The sequence below is a fragment of the Desulfobacter vibrioformis DSM 8776 genome, from assembly GCF_000745975.1.
Lineage (GTDB): Bacteria > Desulfobacterota > Desulfobacteria > Desulfobacterales > Desulfobacteraceae > Desulfobacter > Desulfobacter vibrioformis.
This window is the reverse complement of the sequence record NZ_JQKJ01000002.1, coordinates 206711-229204: the sequence shown is the minus strand read 5'-3', so window position 1 is coordinate 229204 and position 22494 is coordinate 206711. Positions and strand designations below refer to the sequence as shown.

Below are 22494 nucleotides of genomic sequence, written 5' to 3'. Positions count from 1 at the left end.
ATGACATGCCAAGCACTGAACCCCAGGAAGGTTATCTTATCAGCAATGCAGAAACAAGGGCCGCGAACTTAACGACAAGTAAAAGTTCGGAAATTCCTGCCACGAAACAATTTGTTGTCAATACCACCGGCAACCTGTTTGTGGCGACAACCTTGAACGGTACCGGAAAGGAAAACGCTTCCATATCCGGGGAAGCTGAAGAGGCGTTCGGCCAGGTGAGCGTCTTCTTTGCCGCAATGACCAAGGCCATGTCAGAGGCCGGTACCGGGTTGTTCAATTTTGATGCCATCGACAAGCTGGTGTCTTCTTCCGGTTTGTTTGTCAAAATCACTGAAAGCACCATTGATTTTGAGAGCAAACAAAAGGGGATTACCCTGGGAAGCCAGTTGATACAGGCCCTCCTGGGCTTGAGCGGGGGCCTGGCCTCCATTGGAAAATCCTTGATGGATATGATTATGGGGATGGGCCAGGAAGCCGTAAAGATTGCCTCTGATACGTCCAGTCAAAGCAAGAAAGTCGGCACGATTATTTTTGTTTGCGAATATTTGCTGGGTGCCGTATCCATTACCCCGATCGTTATTTCCGTGGACGCAACCACTGCAAAAGGTCTTTGGGAAGCAGGCCCATGCCTTAAAGTTGAAAGTTCGCAAATAAAAATGAAAATTGATAAAGCGGTGTATCTGTTTGTACCGCCTTGTTTTGTAAAACATGCATCAGCGTTAAATGAGGCCATGTCAGATCCGGAATTCAACAACCTGGTTGAATCGATGAGATCTGCTATCCTTGCTGACACACCTGAACCCGCAGCCACATCATCCCAAATTTAAAAGAGGGAGGCCGGAAATGTCAGGAAAATTTTGGCGTTGGTTGACCAGGAAAGGTAAAGGTGCGGATTCATCCGGACAGGAAGCGCTTTTGCCTCAATATTTGCCGCTGGCAAAGCATTATGTGTTCAATGAAACCGGAAATATTTTGCTGTGTGCGACTGCCGACAGCATCCAGCACTTTAATGAAGATATTCGAAATTCCTTCATCGATGTCAGCGTGTTTTTTACGGCAATGACCAAAGCCGTTCATTCAACCATTAATCCGGTCACCCAGAAACCGTTTTCCATTTACAATTATCAGGTAATCAAAAACGTTCTGAACCAGTCAGGAATGTTTGTTGAGACGAACGTGGAAGAGGGCGAGTTTTGCAGTCAGGGGGTGGGCGCACCATTGGGGAAAGAGTTAATCCAGACCATACTGAACCGGAATTTTTCTGAGTTTCAGCTTCATTTTTCCAAGGGAATGTTTAACGGAATGGGGCATCAGAAGGTTTCTTCCGAGCAGTGGCAAAAGATGAGTAAAGAGGAACGCAGATTTTGCCGTAGCGGCAACATTTTCTTTATTTGCGAGTTATTGCTGGGGGTTCCGCAAACATCGGCGATTGTGGTGAAGATAGACCCGTATACCGTCAGCAAAGGTCCGGAGGAAGACAGGCAGAATATTTTTGATCTGGGCAATGTAAATGGTGAGGATGAGCACGAATATCAAAGTGCGTCGCGGCATTGGACGTATAAGAAAAGAACCTATTTATTCGTGCCGCCAAGCTTTTTTAAAAGTAATATCGCCAGATTGAAGACATCGGACTCCCAGGAATTTGACAGTTATGTGGAATTCTTGGCAGAACGCTTGCGGGCCGCTGCAAAGAATCCGGCGACACCCCGGGCGGATTAAGACGTAAGACGAATTGGCCGTTTGAAGGGCTTATTCTCGATGCCATAAATTTAAGCATTCGAGAAAATAGGGGACAGACCACGTCCGGAATGCCGTTAATAATTCCATCTGGCGGAAACCCTGAGTGCATGGGCCAAGGCTTCTTTCGACCACTGCCCATGGTACGCCAGGGCCAGGGAACCTTTTTCCCCGTAGAACCAGGAGAATTCCGCAGACAGTCCCAGGGAATCACGGGTGCGTGACGGCGAGGCAAAAGCGTAGGATGCCCCTCCATGGCTCACATTGGATTCACATTGGGTGTCAAGATATTCGTGCAGCCATGCGGCTTCGGCAGACCAGCGGCCCCTGGGGCCCTTGTCACTGGGAATAGTCCCTCGCACACGGCCCCCCAGCTTATGGTGGAGGTAGTGGGTTGACGGATACTCTATGCTGTCATAGTCGAGCAATCTCCCGCCGCTTTCACCTCCGGTGCCGTTGATTGCCCGGACATAGGAGAGGCCGGCCAGGGGGGAAAAAATAACGGACCTCTTTCCCAAATTGAAGCCGGTCTCCATCCAGCCGGAAAGCAGATGGGTGTGGAAAGGGTGACTTGCGGTGGTATCGGTCAGATCCATATCACGAAAGGCCTGGGTGTCCGCATACCCGTACCGGCTGCCCCCGGAAATATAAAAAGGCTCTTTTGTTATCCCTCCATAGATCCCTGCCTGGTACAGGCGGGTATCTGCCTCGCCATACCCGTTATTCAAATCCAGCTTTCCCCTGGACCATCCCAGGGAAAATCCGGCGGCTCCAAACTGGGCCAGGGGCATTTCCCTGCCCATGGAAAACCCGGCATGATGCCAGGACCAGCCGCTCGATATTCTCGAACTGTCCTGCCGCCCCGCAATGCCGTAGGGCTCAAAACGCCAATCACCTGTCCGCTCCCGGGATCGGGCGGTACGATTGGAATCCATCAGCAGGGCAACTCGGTCGGATTCCCATTGGTTTGCTAATCTCGTCTGATCCACAAGGGTCAGGATGCTGCCCAGGCCAGCCTGGGGAGAGGACTGCTCCGGGAAAAATTCGTTCTGGATATCCAGCAGCGTCCATTTGGCGACCAGCTTGTGAACCGTTGTGGTCACATGAACACCATCCCACCAGAGATACGCGTCAGGACAGGAGGCCACAGGGTCCGCTGTTCCGTAATAATCCCCGGTATAGGCGCTATCCGTTACGTTGGTGAGGCCGTATTTTTCCGGGTTGGCGTATACCTCACGGATGCGGCTGGTCAGGTCCGGCCGTATGATGACCGCATCCGGATGGGCCGCCTGAAACGCTGCAAAACGCGTATTTGCCTCGGCATTGACCAGATCGGCCCACGCTGCGGCCTCATCCGGTGTGACTGCTGAGCCGTTGACCACCTCGGGCATCAGACCGACCGGAAACAGGGTGGGAAAAACAAATCGCCTCGCCCCATTCTGGTAGGCAAGTTCAACGGCCTGAACCATATTACCGGCAACCGTCGAAGGATCGGCCGGAGAACCCTCATGTGAATGCAGATCGTTTTGCCCCATGCTGAAAAGAACCAGATCCTCCGGCGCATATGCCTGGCCGTATGATGCCTGGAATTCCACCACCTGCTGGCTGGCGTTGGGAACGTCGAGTCCCGGGACGTATCCCAGGCCGGACAGGGCTCCTCCGAAGGCGATATTGGGTCCCCCCCCGGCTCCAGGAAACCGCCTCCCATCCGGGGACGGCCTGAGCGAGCAAATCCAGATAGTTAGGCCCGTTGCTGAATCTTCCCTCCCAATAAGGATCTGAAGGTGCAAGCCCGCCGCTCATGGTATATAAATTCCCCGTATCGATACCGCTGTCGCCAAAGCTGAACAACTGCCCCATGCCGCCGGCCCAGGACGGACTCGAAAAAGCAAGAATCCCCCATATCAAAATCAATTTTACAAACACGGTCCCCCCATAGTTTGAGTATTAAATGCATTTGCTGAAGCACAGCAAGAGTGATACCAAAGGGCTGGAATCCGGGAAGACCGGTACAGACTGATGTGTCCGTCGAGAGCCGGGATAAGAATTCTATGGTATTTCAAAGTAGTATCCGGTAAATATCATAGATTTCACGATGTCATCTAACATCAATGGTGGGGGATCATGAACATCAACATTCGGGATGAATTCTTTAGAAACGCGACCATCCGATTACTGGACAATACCTCTATTTTTAAAGCCTGGCAGGATTGCCTGATCTATCTGCGCCCTTTTATTCCGGCAGATTTTTTCAGCCTCCACCTGTTTAATCCCGGATTGCGGGTGGTGGAAACCGTTGTGGACGCCACCCTTGAAAAGTCCGAAGCTGTCTCCCATAAAACCACCTTAACTCCTGAATCCCGGCAGTTGTTCAAGGCTGCCGTGGACCGGATGAAAGGCCAGCCCAGCTATCGGATCATCGACGATTTGAGCCTGGTGCCGGAGGCCCGGCAACTGGGCATAGACCTGAGCACACCGAATGCGCCCTGCCTGATACTGCGGTTGTTCCGGTCAGGGCAGTTTCTGGGGCTTGCCGCCCTGACCGGAACTCCCGGCAACAAGTATGTAAAAGAGCAGGGAGAACTGTTCCTTTCCATCCATTCACCGCTGGCCGCAACAGCGGAGGCCTTTCACCGATACCGGGAACTGGAACGGGTCCGGGAATTGCTGACGGACCGGGACGCTTTTGTGAACCGGGAGTTGATGAGTGTCGTGGAAAATGAGATTGTCGGTGCCGAGTCAGGCCTCAGGACCGTCATGGCGGCCGTGGGCCAGGTTGCCGGGACAAACAGCCCCGTCTTATTGCTGGGGGAAACCGGGACCGGAAAGGAAGTCATTGCCGGGGCCATCCACCGGGCCTCGGTCCGCAAATCAGGGCCTTTTATAAAAATCAACTGCGGCGCTATTACCCCAAGCCTGCTTGAAAGCGAGCTTTTCGGCCATGAAAAAGGCGCCTTTACCGGTGCAAACCAATCCAGGCCCGGATATTTTGAACGGGCTGATCATGGAACGATTTTTTTGGATGAGGTGGCTGAGTTGTCCCAGGAGGCACAGATCCGGCTGCTGCGGGTTTTGCAGGACAGGACGGTGGAGCGGGTCGGCGGACAAGAGCCCATGAAGCTGGACATTCGGGTGGTGGCGGCAACGCACAAGGATCTGGGGGCCATGGTCAGGCAGGGCCTTTTCCGGGAAGACCTGTTCTTCCGGCTCAATGTTTTTCCCATAACCATCCCTCCCTTGCGGGAACGGTTAGGGGACATTCCGGCCATGGCCTATCATTTGGTGGCCAAGAAGGCCAGGGAAATGGCCCTGCCGGATATGCCGGAGGTGGCCCCGGGTGCAATTCGTACCCTCATGGCGTATGACTGGCCGGGCAATGTACGGGAACTGGAAAATGTCATCGAACGCCAGATTATCATCAACATGGGAAAACCTATTATTTTTGATGCAGCCCTATTCGACCCCACCGCGGTTTCCACCATCAGAGGCGGGACCAAACTGGACCGGATTATCACCGGACACATTATCTCCGTTCTTCACATGACCGGCGGACGGATAGAGGGGGGACAGGGGGCGGCGGATCTGCTGGGGATCAATCCCCGAACCCTGAGATCCCGAATGCAAAAACTGGGCATTCCCTTCGGGCGCAGGGCACAATCGCTTTACAAAAACAATTAAGCCCGCAGCAAACCATGAAAGCAGCTCAACAGGTTGTTGTTATACTCGGTGTCATCGGCATTCCCATTGGGGTATGGATTCAAAGCGGCGTCGTTCCAACCCGGCTCTACTTTCAAACCCCTCGCCAGAAGCGGCATCCCGCCGGTGCGTGTATTTACCCTTCTCAGGAAGCCATGAGGATTTCATCTTCGGCGTTATCAAGCTTTTGCGGTGGATTACTACCGCTGAAAGCCTGGATGCCGCAAGCTAAAATCCTCATGGCTTCTGCAACGCGGGGTAAAATTCCCATGCGCTCCCCACTGTTGTGATTTAGTACACCAGTTGGGCGTCGGCTTCCAGGGCGATCATGTTCAAGGTTCCGCCGGTGCTTACCTTGGCCCCTTCGATGAGATCCGATTCTTCGATTTTGCGCTCCTCAACACAGGGTTTGCACACCAGAAGTTTTCCGCCCAGTTCCATATAGTCCCCAATGAGTTTGGTCAAGGGGGCAAAACCTCCTGTGGCCGGCACATGCTCGACATATCCTTTCTGGGCCAGGTACACCCCGGAACCCTGCAGCGCCACGGTGGTCTCCACTTCCAGGGCCAAAGCAGAGCTTGCCATGGCAAAACAGATCGAGGCTTTTTCCGCGTCTTCACCGGCATGGGTACAAAAGTAGATGATTTTTTCCGTTGTTTCAGACATGAGAGTTCTCCTGTTATTTTATAAATTAGGTTATCAAACTGTTTTTTCTGCAACGCCGCAGATGGGTGGCTTTTCGTTCAAATATTATATGTGTTGGACCAGCAGGCTGGACAAATCCCTGGCATCTGCCCCGGCCTTTTTAAGATTCCCCAGACAGATGGGGCACATGGAGACAATGGGTTTACCCGGTTCTGCCAGTTCTTTTGCCCGGATATCCATAATCCGGCTGGACAGTTTAGGCGAAACAGATTCGGCAGGTCCGCCGCAGCAACTGGTAAAATCCTTTGAATTCCTGATCCGGGTTTCCCGGATTCCCAATCCTGCCAGCACTTTTCTGGGAATATCAGAGACCTTGAGATACCGGCCAAAAAAGCAGGGATCATGCAGGGTCACCTCAAGATCCGCATTTTGAGGGCCAAGGTTAAGCAGGTCAAAATAGGGCACCACCTTAAAATGTGCCCCGGTATACTTGGGGAAAAGTTCCTTTAACGCATAGGTGGTATGGGGATCAATGGTGATAATTTTATTGATCTTTGCCCGTTGAAGTTTTTGGGCTACTTTTCGGGCATGGGCGATAAAGCTCTTCTGGTCCCCCATATCGTAAAGCAGGATGCCCGAATAGTGGTCCAGGTCCGGGCGGTAGCCAAAATTCACCCTGGACTGCCTGAGCAGGCGCACCACATTCTTCAAGGGTTGGCCTGCCTCTGATTTTTTCCTGGCCCGGGTCATCAGGGCAAGGCCTGCACCCGAAAGATATCCCGGGACATACCGGGCATATTTCAGGTAACGGGCCTTGGCAGTATCTTCAAAGGATTCCAGGTAGTGGGTGGATTTTTCAATATAGGGTGCGAACTGGTACATCAGTCCCGTATACAAAAGGTACTCTCCGTCATCGGGAAGGTTCTGGTCTTTATGCCATGTGTTGACCATGAATCTTGGAATGCCGAACGGGCTCATGGTCTGCCGGACGTTCTGGGCAAGCACGTCAATGATATCTTTTGGACTGAACATAATCTTAAGACCTCCTCCAATTTGCCACAACAAACCGTTTCAACCCCAGGATGATCTCGCCGGGATCGGCCTGCCTGGGGCAGGTATGGGTGCACAGCCCGCAGTGCAGGCATTTGTACAGTTCATTGGCGTTTTCAAGAATCGCATCTTTGGCCCCCACCTGGATATACCGGATCATTTTTCTGGGAAAATTATCATTGACCAGGGGGCATACGGCGGTGCAGGTCCCGCAGTTAAAACACGCCAGGGCGGTATTTTCGCAAAAGGTTTTAAGTTCTTCTTCAAAATTCAAATCAATTGTACTCATATTGATACCTTTGCTTTTTCCTTAGGTTGCGTTCTCTTTTGGGGCACCGGGGCCGGCATTTAATCTGTATTTAAAAAATGCACCGTCCTTGGGGCCTTCCACAATCTGCCCGTACTTTTTCAAGGTGGCCATATACCACAGGGTTTTGTCAGTGGGCATATGGACATTGAGGGCGATTTGCGGGATGGTGGCTTCCCCTGCTTCAAGAAAGTCCAGGATCGCCTGAACCTGTTTTTTCTGCTGTTTCATCATTGCGGTACTTTTCGCAATGGTCTCTTTTCTTTTGGCCCTTAGATTTTTCATGGCCTTTTTTCTGGCATCGTTATCTGGTTTTTCCATGATCTGTTTCTCCCCCTTCCCTGAAACGGATAACAGGTTGGTTTCAGGCGGCAACAATGGCATCCACCATATCTTCATATTGTTCCAAAGCCCATCCGTTAAGATCAATGGCTTTTTCCGGACAGACTGCGGCACAGGCCCCGCACCCCAGACACATGGCTGCGGTCACCTGGGCCTGGGTGACGGTTTTACCTCCCCTTTGAACGTCAACCAGTTTGAGCGCCCCTTCCTTGATGCAGGCATCCACGCAATTTCCGTGTCCCTGGCATTTGTCCGGGTTAACCTCGGCCACAAAGGGGTCCAGTTCAATCACGCCTTTGCTGAGCAGGGCACAGGTTTTGGCGGCAGCGGCACCTGCGGCATTACAGGCCTCGCCCGCGTCCATGGGCGCCTGGCAGGTCCCGGCCAGAAAAACGCCTGCGACCGGGAATTCCACAGGTCTCAGTTTGGGATGAACCTCGAGCAGGAAACGGTCGGTTCCCACGGGCAGTTTCATGGCCGAGGCCAGGCCGGATACATCACTGGGCTCGATGCCCGTTGCAAGGACCACAAGATCCGCCGGTACGTCCATCTCCTCGTTAAAGGTCAGGCCGTCTTTGATTTTCACGGTTAACGGGAAATCCGGGGTACTGCTTTTTTCAACCGTGGGCATGGCATCGGCCTCATACCGCATGAATACGACCTTGTTGGCTGACGCCCGGTCATAAAGCGCCTCCTGGCCCCGGCCATAGGTCCGGATATCCCGGTACATGTCAACAACCCGGGTTTTGGCAAAGCGCTCCTTGATCTGGTTGGCCGCGTTGAGCACGGCCGAACAGCAGGTCCTTGAGCAATACTCGTTGAGTTGTCCGTTCTCCCTGGGCTCATGGATTCCGGGGATCTGCCTGGACCCCACACAGTGAATCATGGCAATGTTTCTCACCGGTTTGCCACCAAACTCAAACCAGCCGGTTTCCGTCTGATATTTACTTTGCTTGAGCGCTTCAATCAGGGTGGGCAAGGTGATGACCTGGGGATAGGTGCCAAAGCCGAACTCTCCTTCAAAGGGCTGGTAGGACACCGATCCTGTTGCCATGACAATGGCGCCCGTATCAATTTTAAATGAATCGGTGCGCCCCTTTACATCCAGGGTGAAATTTCCCACATACCCCTGGACATCGGTCACCTCACATCCGGTGTGGATGGTGATGGAAGGTGCGGCTTTAACCTTGCCCAAAATCTCCTGAAGAATATCCGAGGCGTTTTCCCCGGACGGAGCCAGGCGGCCAAGATTGTTCAAATTCCCCCCCAGGCTGCCGGTCTTTTCGATGATGGCCACCTCAATGCCGTTACGGGCAATCTCCAGGGCTGATTTGATCCCTGCAATGCCGCCGCCAATGACCACGGCATGTTTTTTGGCATCCACGCGGATGGGTTCCAGGGGTTTGAGTTTTCTCGCTTTTGCGGCGGCTGCTGAAATAAGAACCGTTGCCTTGTCCGTGGCCGGATCACCATGGTGAACCCAGGAGACCTGTTCGCGGATGTTGGCATGCTCATAAATAAAGGGGTTGGCACCGGCCCGTTCAATGGCGCCCCGGAAGGTGGTTTCATGAAGGCTCGGGGCACAGGAGGCCACCACCACCCGGTCAATTTTTCCGCTTTTCAGATCGTCGATGATCAGCTCCTGGCCGGGATCTGAACACATGAACATGTTGGTTTTCGCCACGGCCACGCCGGGCATCTTTTCAACCCGGTTCCTGACCGCTTCCACATCCACATGGTCCGAGATATTGCCCCCGCAGTAGCAGATATATACGCCGACTTTTTTATCGTTCTCTTTCATCATTGAACCTCCCCTGGCAGGCCGGCCATGTAATTGGCTGCTTCCATGGCAGCGGTTCCCGATTCGGTGATGGAATCCACAATATCCTTGGGACCGGCCGCAGCGCCTGCGGTAAATATCCCGTCCATGTCCGTGAGTACGGCAGATATTTTAGGTTTGACAGATGTAATAAACTTGTCCGTGTCCGTTGACACCGGACAGACACCGGCAGGATCCCAGCCCGGCACCATGCCCATGGAGAGGACAACCAGATCGTGGCTGGCCGTATCAATGCCTGCGCCGTCCTGGCGTTCGTACCGCACCTTGACGTTCCCGTTTTCTCCTTGGTCAATGCGGCCCACCTTGGCCTTTACAAACTCAATACCCATGGCCTTGGCATTCTGGTAGAACTGTTCATATCCTTTGCCAAAGGCCCGGATATCCATGTAGTAAATGGTGATGTCGGCCAGGGGCAGGGAACCGGACAGCAGCATGGCCTGCTTGATGGCATACATGCAGCAGACCCGCGAACAATAGGGCACGCCCATTTGTTTGTCCCGGGAACCTGCGCACTGGACATAGGCCACAGAATCGGGCTCCATGCCGTCGGATGGGCGCAGAACTCTGTTATACGGGCCATGGGGAGCCAAAAGCCGTTCCATCTGCAACGAATCAATCACATTGGGGATCCGGCCGTTTCCAAATTGCACATTTTTCTTCTTGGGCAGCATGTCAAACCCGGTGGTGAGCACTGCGGTTCTGGCCTGGATAGTGAAATCTTCAGGTTCCTGGAGATAGTCGATGGCCTGGGTGGGACAGGCCTTTTCGCACCGTCCGCAGAGCATGCAAAACCCGGGGTCCAGCACCGGCAACTGGGGAATGGCGTTGGAAAAGGGAATGGAAATCGCCTTTTTGGCGCTGAAGCCCCCCTGTTCTTCATCCGGGACATATACCGGGCAGACATATTCGCATTTCCGGCACCCAATGCACTTGTCTGAGTCCACATACCGGGGCATCCGGCGAATTTTGGCCGAGACACCGGCCGGGGTCTGCTTTAAATCGGACAAACGGCAATAGGTGAACAAGGTGATGTTTTCATGGTGGGCTGCCGACGACATCTTGGGCGTGGTGATGCAGCTGGCGCAGTCCAGGGTGGGGAAGACCTTGGATAGCCGGATCATTTTTCCGCCGATGGACGCATCCTTTTCCAGGACTGCGACCTTGTATCCCTGGTCGCCCAGATCCAGGGCGGTTTGGAGCCCGGATATTCCTGCGCCCACCACAAGGGTGTCAAAGTGTTGAATGGGGGGCATGGTTCCTCCTGATAGATGAGTGGGTCAGTTTTCTTTGTTCCGCCGGAGTCATTATGCCGGCTGGGGCGGCCCCAGTTTGTTGACCAGTTCGTTCATCTGGTTGATCTCATTTAAAAAAGCGCGGTTGCACACGGTGCAGATGGCAGTCAGGCGAAGCCGCTTTAAATCCAGGTTCAATGCCTTCATCTTCTGGTAGACCGAATTAAGCCGGTCGGCCAGGGCCTTGTAAGCCCCCTCATAGGGGCACTCTTCCCCGCAGGACATCACGATGATCCCGCTGATGCCCTTTTTAAAACAGTCAATGTAAAAGGATTCCGGGAACAGCACCGGGGCTTTGACCCTGAGAATATAGGTATTGGCCGGATAGCTGGAGTGGGCCTGGCCCACGGAATCCGCACCCGGATAGGCGCAGGTTTCCGTAGCCAGGATTAATATTTTATTTGCCTTGGAAGACATGGCCGCCGCCTTATTTGTTCCGGGTGACAAAATGTCTGTCAAACCCGTCAGCTTCAAGAAAGCCCATATATTCGTGTCCAACCTTGCCGGCCCAGGCCGGGATATCATTCCGGGTTCCTTCATCATTGGACAGAATTTCAAGGATCTGGCCCACCTGGACTTTGCCAATGCCTTTTTTGGCTTCAAGAAGAGGACCGGGACATGCACTTCCACGGGCGTCAGCGATGTTTGCAGCTTCGATTGTGTTTAAATCCGTCATGATCTTTATTCCTTTCATTTTGTGTTGAAAATTTTGTGTATTTCAAGGTGATCCCTATGAAAGCATATAAGAGCAAGGCAGGTGCCAGTGGGGGGAAAAGAGAAAAAGAAAATCGTGAAAAGTCAAAACACCCTGAAATTAAAAGAGTTTTTGCTGTCTGATGTGGGCAAGAGCCGGGGCACAGGCTGTTCTGTACCGACGTTACTTTGGTTACTTTAGTTAATGGGTTAACGGATGGGGAGCGTTACTATGCGAATCAAATTTATGCCCCTTGATACTTGGCAAGCCGGTTTTATATTTAAAGATATGCTTTTTATCCGTGCATAAAACGTATTCACCGTAAATTAATATCCATTGAACAGGAGGATTATCCATGCAAGACGATTTTTATCCCAACATCATGGCCTTTTTGAACGATTTAAAGACAAATCCCAAAGCGGATTATCCCGACCAGATGAATGAAGACGAAGTGTCCACTGTTATCGAACTTGCAATCCAATCCGTAAAGTCAGAGTCAATGGGTGGCGGTATCAAGGGGTATACCAGGCTTTTAGAACTGATCACTCGCCGGATGTCATTGGCGCACGGCGAAGAAGCGGTAATCAAGTCATTAAAGCAAATTATGGAACAGTTGGCGCATATCGCCGAATATGCCCGCCAGGTAGAGGAAGAAGAAGCAGGGTGTAGAAGCAATGAAGGTACTTATTAACAAGGCTGATTCGCACACAGACTAGGATGCGGGTTAAGCCGGGGGCCGGACCAAGCCCCCGGCTTTGAATTTTGGGGACCGTATACTCGATCCCGACCCGTGCCATTAACTACACCGTTACTTCAGTTAACAGGTAACGGATTGAGGGCGTTACCATGGGGATCCAGCGGGATATCCCATTTTTTCATGTATTTCCAGACAGAGGTTCTGCTCTTATTAATGCGCCGGGCCACTTCGGCCTTGTTCCAGTGGCATTGTTCAAGCAGTTGAATCAGGCTTTCCCGGGTCACTTTCTGATAGGAGAATTCAGGGGACGGATACCGGTTCATTGGAGAAGGAAGCGGAAAACTGTTTTTTTCAAGGATTTCGATGGGAAGATCCTTTAACTCGATCTGGCCTGCTTCGCAAAGGACAAAGGCGTGCTCTATGGCGTTTTCCAGCTCCCGGACGTTTCCCGGCCAGGGATGCGCCATTATTTTTCTCATGGCTTCGGGGCTGACTTTAAGTATATTTTTCCCTTCCCTTTTATTCCCCTTTCCCATGAAATGGTTGACCAGCATCGGGATATCGCACTTTCTTTCCCGCAACGGCGGCACATAGACAGGGAAAACCTTGAGCCGGTAAAACAGATCCTCACGAAATTTTCCTTCACGGACCAGGCGGAAAAGATCCTGGTGGGTGGCTGCGATAATCCGGATATCAATTTTGATTTTTCTTGAGTCTCCGACCCTCTCGATCTCCCTCTCCTGGAGGACCCTGAGAAGTTTCACCTGCATATACGGGGTGAGTTCGCCAATCTCGTCCAGAAAAATGGTGCCCTGGTCCGCCTCTTCAAACCGGCCTTTCCGGTCCCTGTGGGCGCCTGTGAACGCCCCTTTTACATGGCCGAACAGCTCGCTTTCCAAAAGCGTTTCCGACAAGGCTGAACAGTTGACCGTTACCATGGGCTTGTCATCATGGGTGCCGCTGTAATGGATGGCCCCGGCCACAAGTTCCTTGCCCGTGCCGCTTTCGCCATGGATAAGGATGCTTGCCTGGCTGTTGGCCGCAGCCCGGATCGCATCAAAGACATTCTGTATGGCCGGGCTTTTTCCAATGATGTTACCCAACTCATAGGTTTTTTTAAGTTTTCTGGTGGCCTCTTCCGCAGTCTTTCGGACATTTTTAAGTTCGGTCAGATCCGTGATGGTCTCGACAATGCCATGGATGCGGTCATTTTCGTCCTTTATCAGCCTGGCATTTTTGATGACCGGGACATCATGGCCCAGGCTGTGGCGGATAAAGCACTCTTTGGGTTCGGTTTTGCCGTGTTCGATCACGCCGCATTTCCGGATATCTGCCGGGCAGTTATGGCCAAAACAGCGGCTGCACTCAATGAGACCGCAGGTCTTGCCAATGGCTTGTTGTGCCGTGTACCCGGTGATCTTTTCCATGGACCGGTTCCAGGAGATAATCACACCTTTGGAATCCATGATGAAAAGTCCTTCGGCCATGGTGTCAAGAATTTGATTTAAAAACGGTACATCCCAAATCTCATGCTTTTTCATCGGCAGATCCTGTGTCCAAAGGGTATTATGGCCGCACTATGAAAACATATGCGTTACCATGGTGTTCACTATTTTGTTAAACTGGTAACTATCAATAAATAGCAGCAAATCTTATGCCATCCCCTATTAAGGATAGGGAGTTACTCCGATATCAATTGGAGGACAAAAAAATAAAACGGGGTCTGTTCCCTGTTTTCTCGCATAAAATCCGGGGACACCTTACCTATTTTCCTTTCGACCAGCCTTTTTCGGCCTGAGACGTCTGTCTAAAATAGTCTCCAATTGTTTTACAAAAGTTGTTTTTCCCAACGGTCGGCCGGTCCGTTCATGCTTTCTGAACAATTCAATTTCAGATGCTTTGCTATCAAAAGATAAAAAATCATCCCAGGGCGCATTGACAATCTTGAGAAGTGGGGCTTTTTTTAACAAGAACGTCATCCATTTCATCCATATGTGCTCCGGCGCTGCCCCATTTCAATTCTCAGGACGTTTTGCAAGACCGGCACGGACTGGATTATACTCAATATACCGTGTACACGCCAATAATTAACTTTCTTCCATGATGAATGACGCAAACCGCCCCTGCCATAAATGACCGCGCCAACCTTCCCTGAAGTTGATCATTATCGTATACCGCCTGTGCGCTTCCTCGATTGCCAGATTTCATCCATCCTTGGTTTCAGGAACTGCAATCAGGTGGATGTGATTGGGCATCAGGCAATAGGCCATATTTCAGGATCTTGATGATCTTGTCATGATTTGCTATACCTTGCCAGACAAAAAGGAAGTTCCTATTCTTTATGAAATATTTTCCATAAAGAGGGGGTTTTTAGAGAGGAATGCATGTCTAAGGCTGTAGAAAAAGCAATCAGGGAACTGGTGCTGGACAGACGCGGGAACCCCTCTTTTGCATCCGCTCCTGATTACTCAAAAGCGGACGGCTTGCGGTCCTTTTGGGAACAGATGGAATCAACGGGAAATTTGATTACCATCGTCTGGGACTATGTAAAAAATGACTTTCTCTATCTTTCCGACAAATTTTTTAATTACTTTGGATTCGATCCTGAAAACGTTTACCGGGAAAAACTGGCCTATCCCTTAAACCGGCTGATTCCGGTTGATGCCATGATCATGATAAACGGATCCGCCTTTGTTTGGGAATACGTGTCCGGCCTCCCGGTTGATCAGCGCAAAAATTACAAGGTGATCGCGGAATACCGGATGCGAAACGACCATAATAAAATGATCCGCGTCCACTACCAGAACATTACGCTTGAATTGACTGATAGGGGCGACGTCTGGCTCAGCATGATGCTCTTTGAACTCTCCCCGGACCAGAATATGGAAACCCTTGGCAATATCTCATGTATCGACGTTGTCTCCGGGGAAGCCATATTGACGGTGGAACAAGTCAAAAAAAAACTTCTCAAAAAAATATTGTCCGAGCAGGAAATTGATGTGTTAAAGCGGATATCAAAAAGAGAGGACACCGGGCAGATTGTCGCCGGGCTGGGCATCAGTCAAGAAACGGCAGACCATTATCTCAAAAAAATTTTTAGCAAACTCAACGCTTCGGATATCAATGATGCCACAGCGTTAATCAAAGATTCATGTCTTGATTCAGACCCTGCCCGGAACCGGATTGTTCAAAAAAAGACTCCTGCATCGCTGCCTGAACGTATTGTTGATCTGATGAACCGGACTATTCATTACTGGGTGGAATCCACCGGCCGTACAAAGGCGGACCTGGCGGAGGAGTCCAAAATATGGAGCGTCTATTCCGACCACAATGGATGGCGGCGGACCCAAACGCTGGATAAATATCTGGATATTCATACCCTGCCCCAAAAACCCCGTATCTCCCAAGTGCTGCAGACCGCCTATTACGTTTTAAATACCTGCCGGACCCCATCCCCCCGACGGGATCAGCTTGAGGCCGCAATTAAATGTGTAAGGGAAAAACAGGGGCATTGCAGCCATCACAACCCATAACCGATTTTAAATCCAAGGCTCAAGGCGTTTGAGTCAACCGCTTCCATGTGCGTTAAAATCCGCAAAATCCGGCAAAATCCGGGGACACCTTACCTATTTTTCTTTCGACCAGCCTTTTTCGGCCTGAGACGTCTGTCTAAAATAGTCTCCAATTGTTTTACAAAAGTTGTTTTTCCCAACGGTCGACCGGTCCGTTCATGCTTTCTGAACAAACGGTTCAGATTGTGGTTCGCTCCGCTCTCACAATCTAACCTTATTCGTTATGTGTTCATCTACCCAATCTTTTAGTTGCTGGCGGGTCGCCTTACCAGCGGCTAAATTAATCATCAGCTCCTCTTGTTCATCCACATCAGCTACAATTTTGAAACCATTCAGTTCTAAAAAAATTGCCATTGCGGCATGTCCGACTCTCTTATTGCCATCAACAAAAGGGTGGTTCATGACAATTGAAAAGCACAGCGCAGTAGCCTTTGAAGCGATATCAGGATAAAGTTCTGTCTCATTAAAAGTCATCCGAGGTTGGGCTATAGCCGAATCTAATGCGCCAATATCACGTATCCCCATTGTGCCACCTGAAGATTTTATTACAGCTTCATGCAAATTCAATGTTTCAATAAGTGTAAGAAAGCGCATTATGCCAGACGATTGTATAGTTCAGCATTTTTAATAAGAACTTTTTTCATTGCAGCTTCAAACTTAGAGTCAGGAAAAGCTATAATGTCTTCAATTGACATTTTGACAAATTGATCTAATGCTAATCCATATTTCTGGGCTTTTTCTTGAAGCATAGCCGCTTTTGATTCGTCAATATCGAGGGTAATCGTAGTCATTGTTATTTTCTCCTTGTTTCAGACAGCTCTATCTTATACGAATCAAGGTGACGCATCAACCTTAAGGCACATAATGTTTAACTCACTGGCTTGTCCAATGTGAACAAGTTGATCAGTGGTTTCAGTTTATTCTTCATGTCCACGTATCTAACGGGATAACATGAAATTTTGACGGTTACACGGATCTGGATAATAATTTTTAAATTCAATTATATTGGAGATAAACACCCCTGGCCGGACAATGCAATAATTCAATCCCTATGAGCCATTCGAAATTGATATGAAACGGCAGACAAGTTGAATGCGATTGCCCTGTGGGGAATCGCATCAGCTAACGTCGTCCCGGGCCTGGTCCAGGCGTTTGTACTGAATCGCCTCAAGAACATGGGGTTTGCGTATATCGGGTGCATCTGCCAGATCAGCGATGGTCCTGGCAAGTTTTAATATGGAGGCATAGGCCCGGCCGGACAGGTTAAACTGTTTCATGGCCTGTTCAACCACCCGGCGGCTTTGGGCATTAAGCGGACAGAACTGCTGTAATAATTTGGGACCCATGTCTGCATTGGAAAAACAGGTTGTCCCGGCTTTTTTAAACCGAAGGGCCTGGATGTTCCGGGCCTTTTCCACCCGTTTCCGGATGGATTTGGAAGACTCACCAAGCCCGTCTGCCGTCATTTCCTTAAATGACAGCCGGGGAACCTCCACAAGAATGTCCATCCTGTCCATGAGCGGGCCTGAGATTTTGTTTTTGTACTGCTCAATTTTTGCCGGGGTGCAGGTGCATTCCCTGTCCGGATTGGTGAGATTGCCGCAGGGGCAGGGATTCATGGCGCCTGCCAGCATAAACCGGCATGGATAGGTGGCCTTGGCATTGGCCCGGGCCAGGGTGATGACGCCCTCCTCTATAGGCTGGCGCAGAACCTCCAGCACACTGCGCCTGAATTCGGGTAACTCATCCAGAAACAGTACGCCGTTATGGGACAGCGTGATTTCCCCGGGTTTGGGCACGGTGCCGCCGCCCACAAGCCCGGCATCGGAAATGGAATGGTGGGGGGACCTGAAAGGCCGTGCGCCCAGGGGTTGACCCGGTTCCCGGGCCACCCCGGCCACCGAATAGACCCGGGCGATTTCCATGGCCTCTTCAAAGGATGGTTCCGGCATGATCCCGGACAGGCATTTGGCCATCAGGCTTTTCCCGGATCCTGCCGGACCGTTGAGCAGGATATGATGATGGCCTGCTGCCGCCACTTCCATGGCCCGTTTTACATGGGTCTGGCCCCGGACATGGGAGAAATCGTTTTCCCGTTCGGTTTCATCGCTCTCAAGAAGCATGGACAGGTCCGGTTCCAGGGGCGAAAGAGTTGCCTTTCCTGCCAGAAAATCCACCACCTGGGCGATATGGCCCGGGGCCAGTACCTCAATATCTTTGACAAGCGCTGCTTGCGCACCATTTTCTTTGGGCAGGATAATGCCTTTAAATCCATTGTCCCGGGCGGCCAGGGCAAAGGGCAGTGCAGCCTTGACCGGCCGCAGGTGCCCGTCCAGGGACAGTTCCCCGGCAAACAGCCAGGATGCGGCGGCAGATGCCTGGAATAAACCCTGGGCACAAAGAATCCCCAAAGCCACGGGAAGGTCCAGGCCTGTACCCTCTTTTTTAAAATCCGCAGGCGCAAGGTTCACCACCACCCTGTCCATGGGAAAGGCATATCCGGCATTCTGCAGGGCAGACCGGACCCTGTCCCGGCTTTCCCGGACAGCGGCCTCAGCCAGTCCCACCATGTTGAATACCGGCAACCCCAGTGTGATGTCCACTTCAACATCCACAACAATGGCCTCAAATCCGTTTACTGCGCAGGAATTCATTTTTGCGATCATAATATTTTTCTCATTTGTTTTGCTTTGTATTTTTAAATCAGCTATATATACCACGTTTTATAGGTAGTAGTCAGACACTTTGGAATAGACAATGAACCGTTTTTATAATCAGCAAACCATCGCCGGAAAGGTGAACCTTTCGGGGACAGGTGTCCATTCGGGTAAGAAGATAAACCTGACCATCCGGCCGGCCGAGGAGAACCACGGCATTAAATTCCGGCGCCTTGATCTTCCCGGTACCCCTGATATTCCTGCCCTTTTCAAACTGGTGGTGGATACCAGCCTTGCCACGGTTATCGGAGGCAATGGCGCCATTGTTTCCACCATTGAACATTTGATGGCAAGTTTTGCAGGCCTTGGCATTGACAATGCCCTGGTGGAGGTGGACGATTATGAGATCCCCATCATGGACGGGTCAGCCAGGGAGTTTACCCGGGCGATAACCGCCGTGGGCCTGGTGGAGCAAGAGAAACCCAGACACCTTTTTATCGTGAACAAACCCATAGAAATCACCCAGGGAGATAAATGGGTCCGGGTGGAACCGGAATCCTGTTTCAAAATTTCCTGCACCATTGAATTTGACCATCCGCTTATCGGCCTGCAGAAAATTGTCTATGACAGGGCGGAAAATAACTTTGAGCAGGAGATCTGCGGGGCCCGGACCTTTGGGTTTGTGAAAGATCTTGAACTGTTGAAAAAATTCAGCCTTGGCAGGGGCGGAAGCCTTAACAATGCCATTGTGATTGACCAAAATAAAATTTTGAATAAGGGGGGGCTGCGGTATCCGGATGAATTTGTCCGGCACAAACTGCTGGACTGCCTTGGGGATTTTTCTCTTCTGGGAATGCCTATTCAAGGGCATATCATCACCCATAAATCCGGGCATCACCTGAACCACCTGTTTATAAAAAAATTTCTTGATGAAAAGCAGGCCTGGGAAACAGGCCCGGCAAAGCGCTGATCAGAACTCAATGCCAATGATAATTAAATGATGATTAAAGGTGCGGGGACAAGATTTTTATGTGCTGTTGTTTTTTTTATCACGGGCATTCTTTTTATTGCCCCGGTAATCGCCCTTGCCCATGACGATGCGCGTCTCTCCCATATCAAACTGGCCAATACCCGGGATGATCTGCTTGCTTATTTCAAGGTGGAAAATGCCTTTAATGAAAAAAACACCCAGGCCATTGAGAATGGCATTTCCACCTCGTTTACCTTCTATGTAACCTTGTACAAAACGTCAAACAGCCTGTTTGACAAGAAGATCATTGATATCAGAACCGGTGCAACAATAAAATACAACTCCATGAAACAGGAATATGCGGTTGTCTGCAAGTGGAAGGATGACCCGCCGCTGATCACAAAATCCTTTGATGCGGCAAAGACCTGGATGACCGAAATTGATAACCTGAAGGTGGTGCCCCTTAACCAGCTGGTAAAAGGGGACAAGTACCAGATCCGGATCAAGGCTGAACTTGAAAAAGTCACGTTGCCCCTGTGGCTGCACTATGTTTTTTTCTTTGTCTCTTACTGGGATTTTGAAACAGACTGGTATGTGATTAATTTTACCTATTAACAGCCATGGGCCGCCTTGAACGTCCATTAATCGTGCCCACAACAAACAATGCAACTAAAGACACCAACAATGCAGGCTAAAAGGGGCGCCCCAGGCACTTCACCCTCTTGTTTACTGTTTCTTGTCTCTAGTTTCTTATAAAAGGCCTCTATGACCCAGATACCCCAGAATACAGGACGAAAACGTTCCGGCCGGAAAAGAGAAGGCGTTGCCATTTTATGCCTTATTCTGGCCGTGGGGGTTCTGACGGTGCTTGAAACCCGCATCGCGCCGTTTGATACGGGGTTGCCCCTGTCATCCACCGTGCTGATGTTCATTTTGATAAACATCAACCTGCTTTTGCTGCTTACCCTTCTGCTGCTGGTTTTCAGGAATCTTGCCAAACTCTACTATGAGAGAAAAAATAGCATCCTGGGTTCCAAAATAAAAACCCGCCTGACCATTGCTTTTGTTGTGCTGGCCCTTTTGCCCACCACCGTGCTTTTCTTTTTTTCCATCCAGTTTATCTCCACCTCCATTGCCTTCTGGTTCAATGCCCCTGTGGAGCAGACCCTGGACGCCTCTCTGGCGGTGGGACAGACCCTGTATGATTATATTGAAGAAAAAAATGCCTTTTTTGCCAAAAGAGGGGCGTTTCAGATTCATTCCCGGGATCTGCTCAAGCCTGAAAACCAGGAAAAACTCACCCGGTATACCCAGGTGATCCAGCGGGCCTTTAACCGCCACGCCGTAGAGGTCTACACCCCAGATGCCCAGCGGGTAAGCCTCTCTTTAGCCAGCGAACTGGAAAACATGCATTTTGGGCTGCTGACCACCACGGAATTAAGGAGCATCCCGGATGGCAGTACCAGCCACGCCGTTTACCAGACCATGGACCAGGGGGAGTTTTTACGCACCGTATGCACCATCCCCTTTGAGGTGGCACCGGACAAGGCTGCCGGATTTATTGTGATCACCACCCTGATGACCCCGGATCTGTCTGAGAATTTAAAATCCATTCTCAAAGGCGTGGAAGAGTACCACCAGCTCAAACTGACAAAGAGACCGGCCCAGATTTCCTACTACATTGCCTTGTCCATTGTGGCGCTTCTTGTTGTTTTCTGTGCGGTGTGGTTTGGCTTCCATATTGCCAAGTCCATTACCATTCCCATTATGAAATTTGCCGAGGGCACCCAGCGGATCATAGACGGTGACATGGAATACCAGATCGAGTTCAAGACCGATGATGAGATCGGTACCCTGATTGAAAGTTTCAACTCCATGACCCGTCAGCTCGCCGAGGGCCGCCGGCAGATCGCCCTGTCCGAAAGCATGCTCAAACAGCAGAATGTTGAACTGGAAAAAAGCCGCCAGTACATTGAGATTGTTTTAAAAAATATTTCTGCCGGTGTTGTCTCCATTGACAATGAGGGGACGATCACCACCATGAACAAGGCTGCCGAGTCCATGCTGGATCTTAACAGCCATGATATCCTTAATAAAAATCTTAAAAAAGTCCTCACAGAAGAATACCTGGCTTTGGCCAGCAAGATATTTGAACAGGCAGAGCAGGGGGGTACCCATTTCAAGATTCCTGTCTCCGCCACTGTGGCCGGGGTCCCCAAGCATTTTTCATTGAATTGTACCACGCTCAAGGACGATACCGGCCAGAATCTGGGGGCTGTACTGGTATTTGATGATGTGACGGAACTTGAAAGGGCCCAGCGCATAGTGGCCTGGCGGGAGGTGGCCCGCCGCATTGCCCATGAGGTGAAAAATCCGTTAACCCCCATTAAGCTGTCTGCCCAGCGCCTTAAACGAAAATACGGCAAAACCATTGATGATGAGGTCTTCAGCAGGTGTGCCGACACCATTGTGGAGCATGTTGACCTGATCCGGAACCTGGTGAACCAGTTTGCCGCCTTTGCCAAATTTCCGGATACTAATTTTGTTTCGGCCCGCATTGAAAATATTATTCTTGAAAGCGTTGCCCTGTATAAGGAAGGGCTGGAACAGGTGGACATCCAGACCCGGTTCAAGGACAATATCCCCACCTTGAAGCTGGATCATCAGCACATGAAGCAGGCCTTTATCAATCTTATTGACAATGCGGTTTATGCCATGAACAAAAAAGGCTCCATTGAGATTGACCTCTCCTATGACCCCATTCTTAAAATCGTCCGCATTGAAATCGCAGACAATGGAAAGGGTATTTCAGACAAGGAAAAGACCAAGCTGTTTGAACCCTATTTCTCCACCAAGAAAACGGGCATGGGACTTGGGCTTGCCATTGTAAACTCCATTATTTCAGACCACAACGGCGTGATCCGGGTCCAGGACAATCAGCCCCGGGGCGCCAAGTTTATCATTGAACTGCCTGCCGAAGGGCTTTGATGGCAAA

Annotated in this window: 22 protein-coding genes; 9 read left to right on the top strand and 13 right to left on the bottom strand. The window is 50.8% G+C overall.

The features are described from left to right. Nucleotides 1-5 precede the first annotated feature (5 nt). Both Q366_RS02820 and Q366_RS02815 read left to right on the top strand, forming a co-directional pair. Entirely contained in the window at nt 6-827 is an 822-nt protein-coding gene (locus tag Q366_RS02820; RefSeq protein ID WP_035236088.1) for a hypothetical protein, read from the top strand. A 16-nt stretch (nt 828-843) separates the two neighbouring features. Then, on the top strand, nt 844-1719 hold the full coding sequence (locus Q366_RS02815; protein ID WP_156968092.1) for a hypothetical protein: 876 nt from the start codon (nt 844-846) through the stop codon (nt 1717-1719). Nucleotides 1720-1814: 95 nt separating this feature from the next. Here the strand turns inward: Q366_RS02815 and Q366_RS02810 are convergent, their stop codons facing one another. Then, on the bottom strand, nt 1815-3527 hold the full coding sequence (locus Q366_RS02810) for an autotransporter domain-containing protein (protein ID WP_035236087.1): 1713 nt from the start codon (nt 3525-3527) through the stop codon (nt 1815-1817). Between the two features lie 334 nt (nt 3528-3861). Here Q366_RS02810 and Q366_RS02805 point away from each other — a divergent pair, with 334 nt between their 5' ends. Both Q366_RS02805 and Q366_RS02800 read left to right on the top strand, forming a co-directional pair. Next, nucleotides 3862-5415, top strand: a complete 1554-nt coding sequence (locus tag Q366_RS02805; RefSeq protein ID WP_035236086.1) for a sigma-54 interaction domain-containing protein — start codon at nt 3862-3864, stop codon at nt 5413-5415. A 14-nt stretch (nt 5416-5429) separates the two neighbouring features. Then, nucleotides 5430-5723: a hypothetical protein gene (locus Q366_RS02800; protein ID WP_035236085.1), complete on the top strand. Its 294-nt coding sequence runs from the start codon at nt 5430-5432 to the stop codon at nt 5721-5723. A 1-nt stretch (nt 5724) separates the two neighbouring features. Here Q366_RS02800 and Q366_RS02795 read toward each other — a convergent pair whose 3' ends face one another. The 8 genes from Q366_RS02795 to Q366_RS02760 form a co-directional block, all read right to left on the bottom strand. After that, complete coding sequence (locus tag Q366_RS02795; protein WP_035236084.1) at nt 5725-6099, bottom strand: DsrE family protein; 375 nt, start codon at nt 6097-6099, stop codon at nt 5725-5727. 84 nt (nt 6100-6183) lie between these two features. Beyond that, on the bottom strand, nt 6184-7110 hold the full coding sequence (locus tag Q366_RS02790) for a heterodisulfide reductase-related iron-sulfur binding cluster (RefSeq protein ID WP_035236083.1): 927 nt from the start codon (nt 7108-7110) through the stop codon (nt 6184-6186). Between the two features lie 4 nt (nt 7111-7114). Beyond that, nucleotides 7115-7417: a 4Fe-4S dicluster domain-containing protein gene (locus Q366_RS02785; RefSeq protein ID WP_035236082.1), complete on the bottom strand. Its 303-nt coding sequence runs from the start codon at nt 7415-7417 to the stop codon at nt 7115-7117. Between the two features lie 21 nt (nt 7418-7438). Continuing rightward, nucleotides 7439-7756: a hypothetical protein gene (locus tag Q366_RS02780; protein ID WP_035236307.1), complete on the bottom strand. Its 318-nt coding sequence runs from the start codon at nt 7754-7756 to the stop codon at nt 7439-7441. A 43-nt stretch (nt 7757-7799) separates the two neighbouring features. Next, nucleotides 7800-9581, bottom strand: a complete 1782-nt coding sequence (locus tag Q366_RS02775; RefSeq protein ID WP_035236081.1) for a CoB--CoM heterodisulfide reductase iron-sulfur subunit A family protein — start codon at nt 9579-9581, stop codon at nt 7800-7802. Continuing rightward, a complete protein-coding gene (locus Q366_RS02770) occupies nt 9578-10870 on the bottom strand; it encodes a CoB--CoM heterodisulfide reductase iron-sulfur subunit A family protein (protein ID WP_035236080.1) in 1293 nt (430 codons plus the stop codon). The genes Q366_RS02775 and Q366_RS02770 overlap by 4 nt, the downstream gene beginning before the upstream one ends. 51 nt (nt 10871-10921) lie before the next feature. After that, the gene (locus Q366_RS02765; protein ID WP_035236079.1) at nt 10922-11326 is read right to left on the bottom strand and encodes a hydrogenase iron-sulfur subunit; all 405 of its coding nucleotides are present in this window, start codon (nt 11324-11326) and stop codon (nt 10922-10924) included. A gap of 10 nt (nt 11327-11336) precedes the next feature. Then, on the bottom strand, nt 11337-11585 hold the full coding sequence (locus tag Q366_RS02760) for a sulfurtransferase TusA family protein (RefSeq protein WP_035236077.1): 249 nt from the start codon (nt 11583-11585) through the stop codon (nt 11337-11339). 373 nt (nt 11586-11958) lie between these two features. On the opposite strand from Q366_RS02760, the gene Q366_RS02755 reads away from it, so the two are divergent. Further along, a complete protein-coding gene (locus Q366_RS02755; RefSeq protein ID WP_035236075.1) occupies nt 11959-12294 on the top strand; it encodes a hypothetical protein in 336 nt (111 codons plus the stop codon). 122 nt (nt 12295-12416) lie between these two features. Here the strand turns inward: Q366_RS02755 and Q366_RS02750 are convergent, their stop codons facing one another. Next, the gene (locus Q366_RS02750; RefSeq protein ID WP_035236073.1) at nt 12417-13841 is read right to left on the bottom strand and encodes a sigma-54 interaction domain-containing protein; all 1425 of its coding nucleotides are present in this window, start codon (nt 13839-13841) and stop codon (nt 12417-12419) included. A gap of 843 nt (nt 13842-14684) precedes the next feature. Here Q366_RS02750 and Q366_RS02740 point away from each other — a divergent pair. Then, entirely contained in the window at nt 14685-15833 is a 1149-nt protein-coding gene (locus Q366_RS02740) for a LuxR C-terminal-related transcriptional regulator (protein WP_035236071.1), read from the top strand. Between the two features lie 240 nt (nt 15834-16073). Here the strand turns inward: Q366_RS02740 and Q366_RS02735 are convergent, their stop codons facing one another. The 3 genes from Q366_RS02735 to Q366_RS02725 form a co-directional block, all read right to left on the bottom strand. Then, entirely contained in the window at nt 16074-16466 is a 393-nt protein-coding gene (locus tag Q366_RS02735; protein ID WP_084691678.1) for a type II toxin-antitoxin system death-on-curing family toxin, read from the bottom strand. Next, entirely contained in the window at nt 16466-16663 is a 198-nt protein-coding gene (locus Q366_RS02730) for a hypothetical protein (protein WP_035236067.1), read from the bottom strand. Before Q366_RS02730 ends, Q366_RS02735 begins: the two co-directional genes overlap by 1 nt. Before the next feature lie 327 nt (nt 16664-16990). Beyond that, nucleotides 16991-18538, bottom strand: a complete 1548-nt coding sequence (locus Q366_RS02725) for a YifB family Mg chelatase-like AAA ATPase (protein ID WP_035236065.1) — start codon at nt 18536-18538, stop codon at nt 16991-16993. A gap of 91 nt (nt 18539-18629) precedes the next feature. Between Q366_RS02725 and lpxC the strand changes: the two genes are divergently transcribed. The 3 genes from lpxC (at nt 18630) to Q366_RS02710 (ending at nt 22487) form a co-directional block, all read left to right on the top strand. Beyond that, on the top strand, nt 18630-19499 hold the full coding sequence (gene lpxC, locus Q366_RS02720) for a UDP-3-O-acyl-N-acetylglucosamine deacetylase (RefSeq protein WP_035236063.1): 870 nt from the start codon (nt 18630-18632) through the stop codon (nt 19497-19499). Nucleotides 19500-19526: 27 nt separating this feature from the next. Then, nucleotides 19527-20114 carry a DUF4390 domain-containing protein gene (locus tag Q366_RS02715; protein WP_035236062.1) on the top strand — a complete coding sequence of 196 codons (588 nt, stop codon included), beginning with the start codon at nt 19527-19529 and terminating at the stop codon, nt 20112-20114. 150 nt (nt 20115-20264) lie between these two features. Then, nucleotides 20265-22487, top strand: a complete 2223-nt coding sequence (locus tag Q366_RS02710) for an ATP-binding protein (protein ID WP_035236060.1) — start codon at nt 20265-20267, stop codon at nt 22485-22487. The last annotated feature ends 7 nt before the right edge of the window (nt 22488-22494 follow it).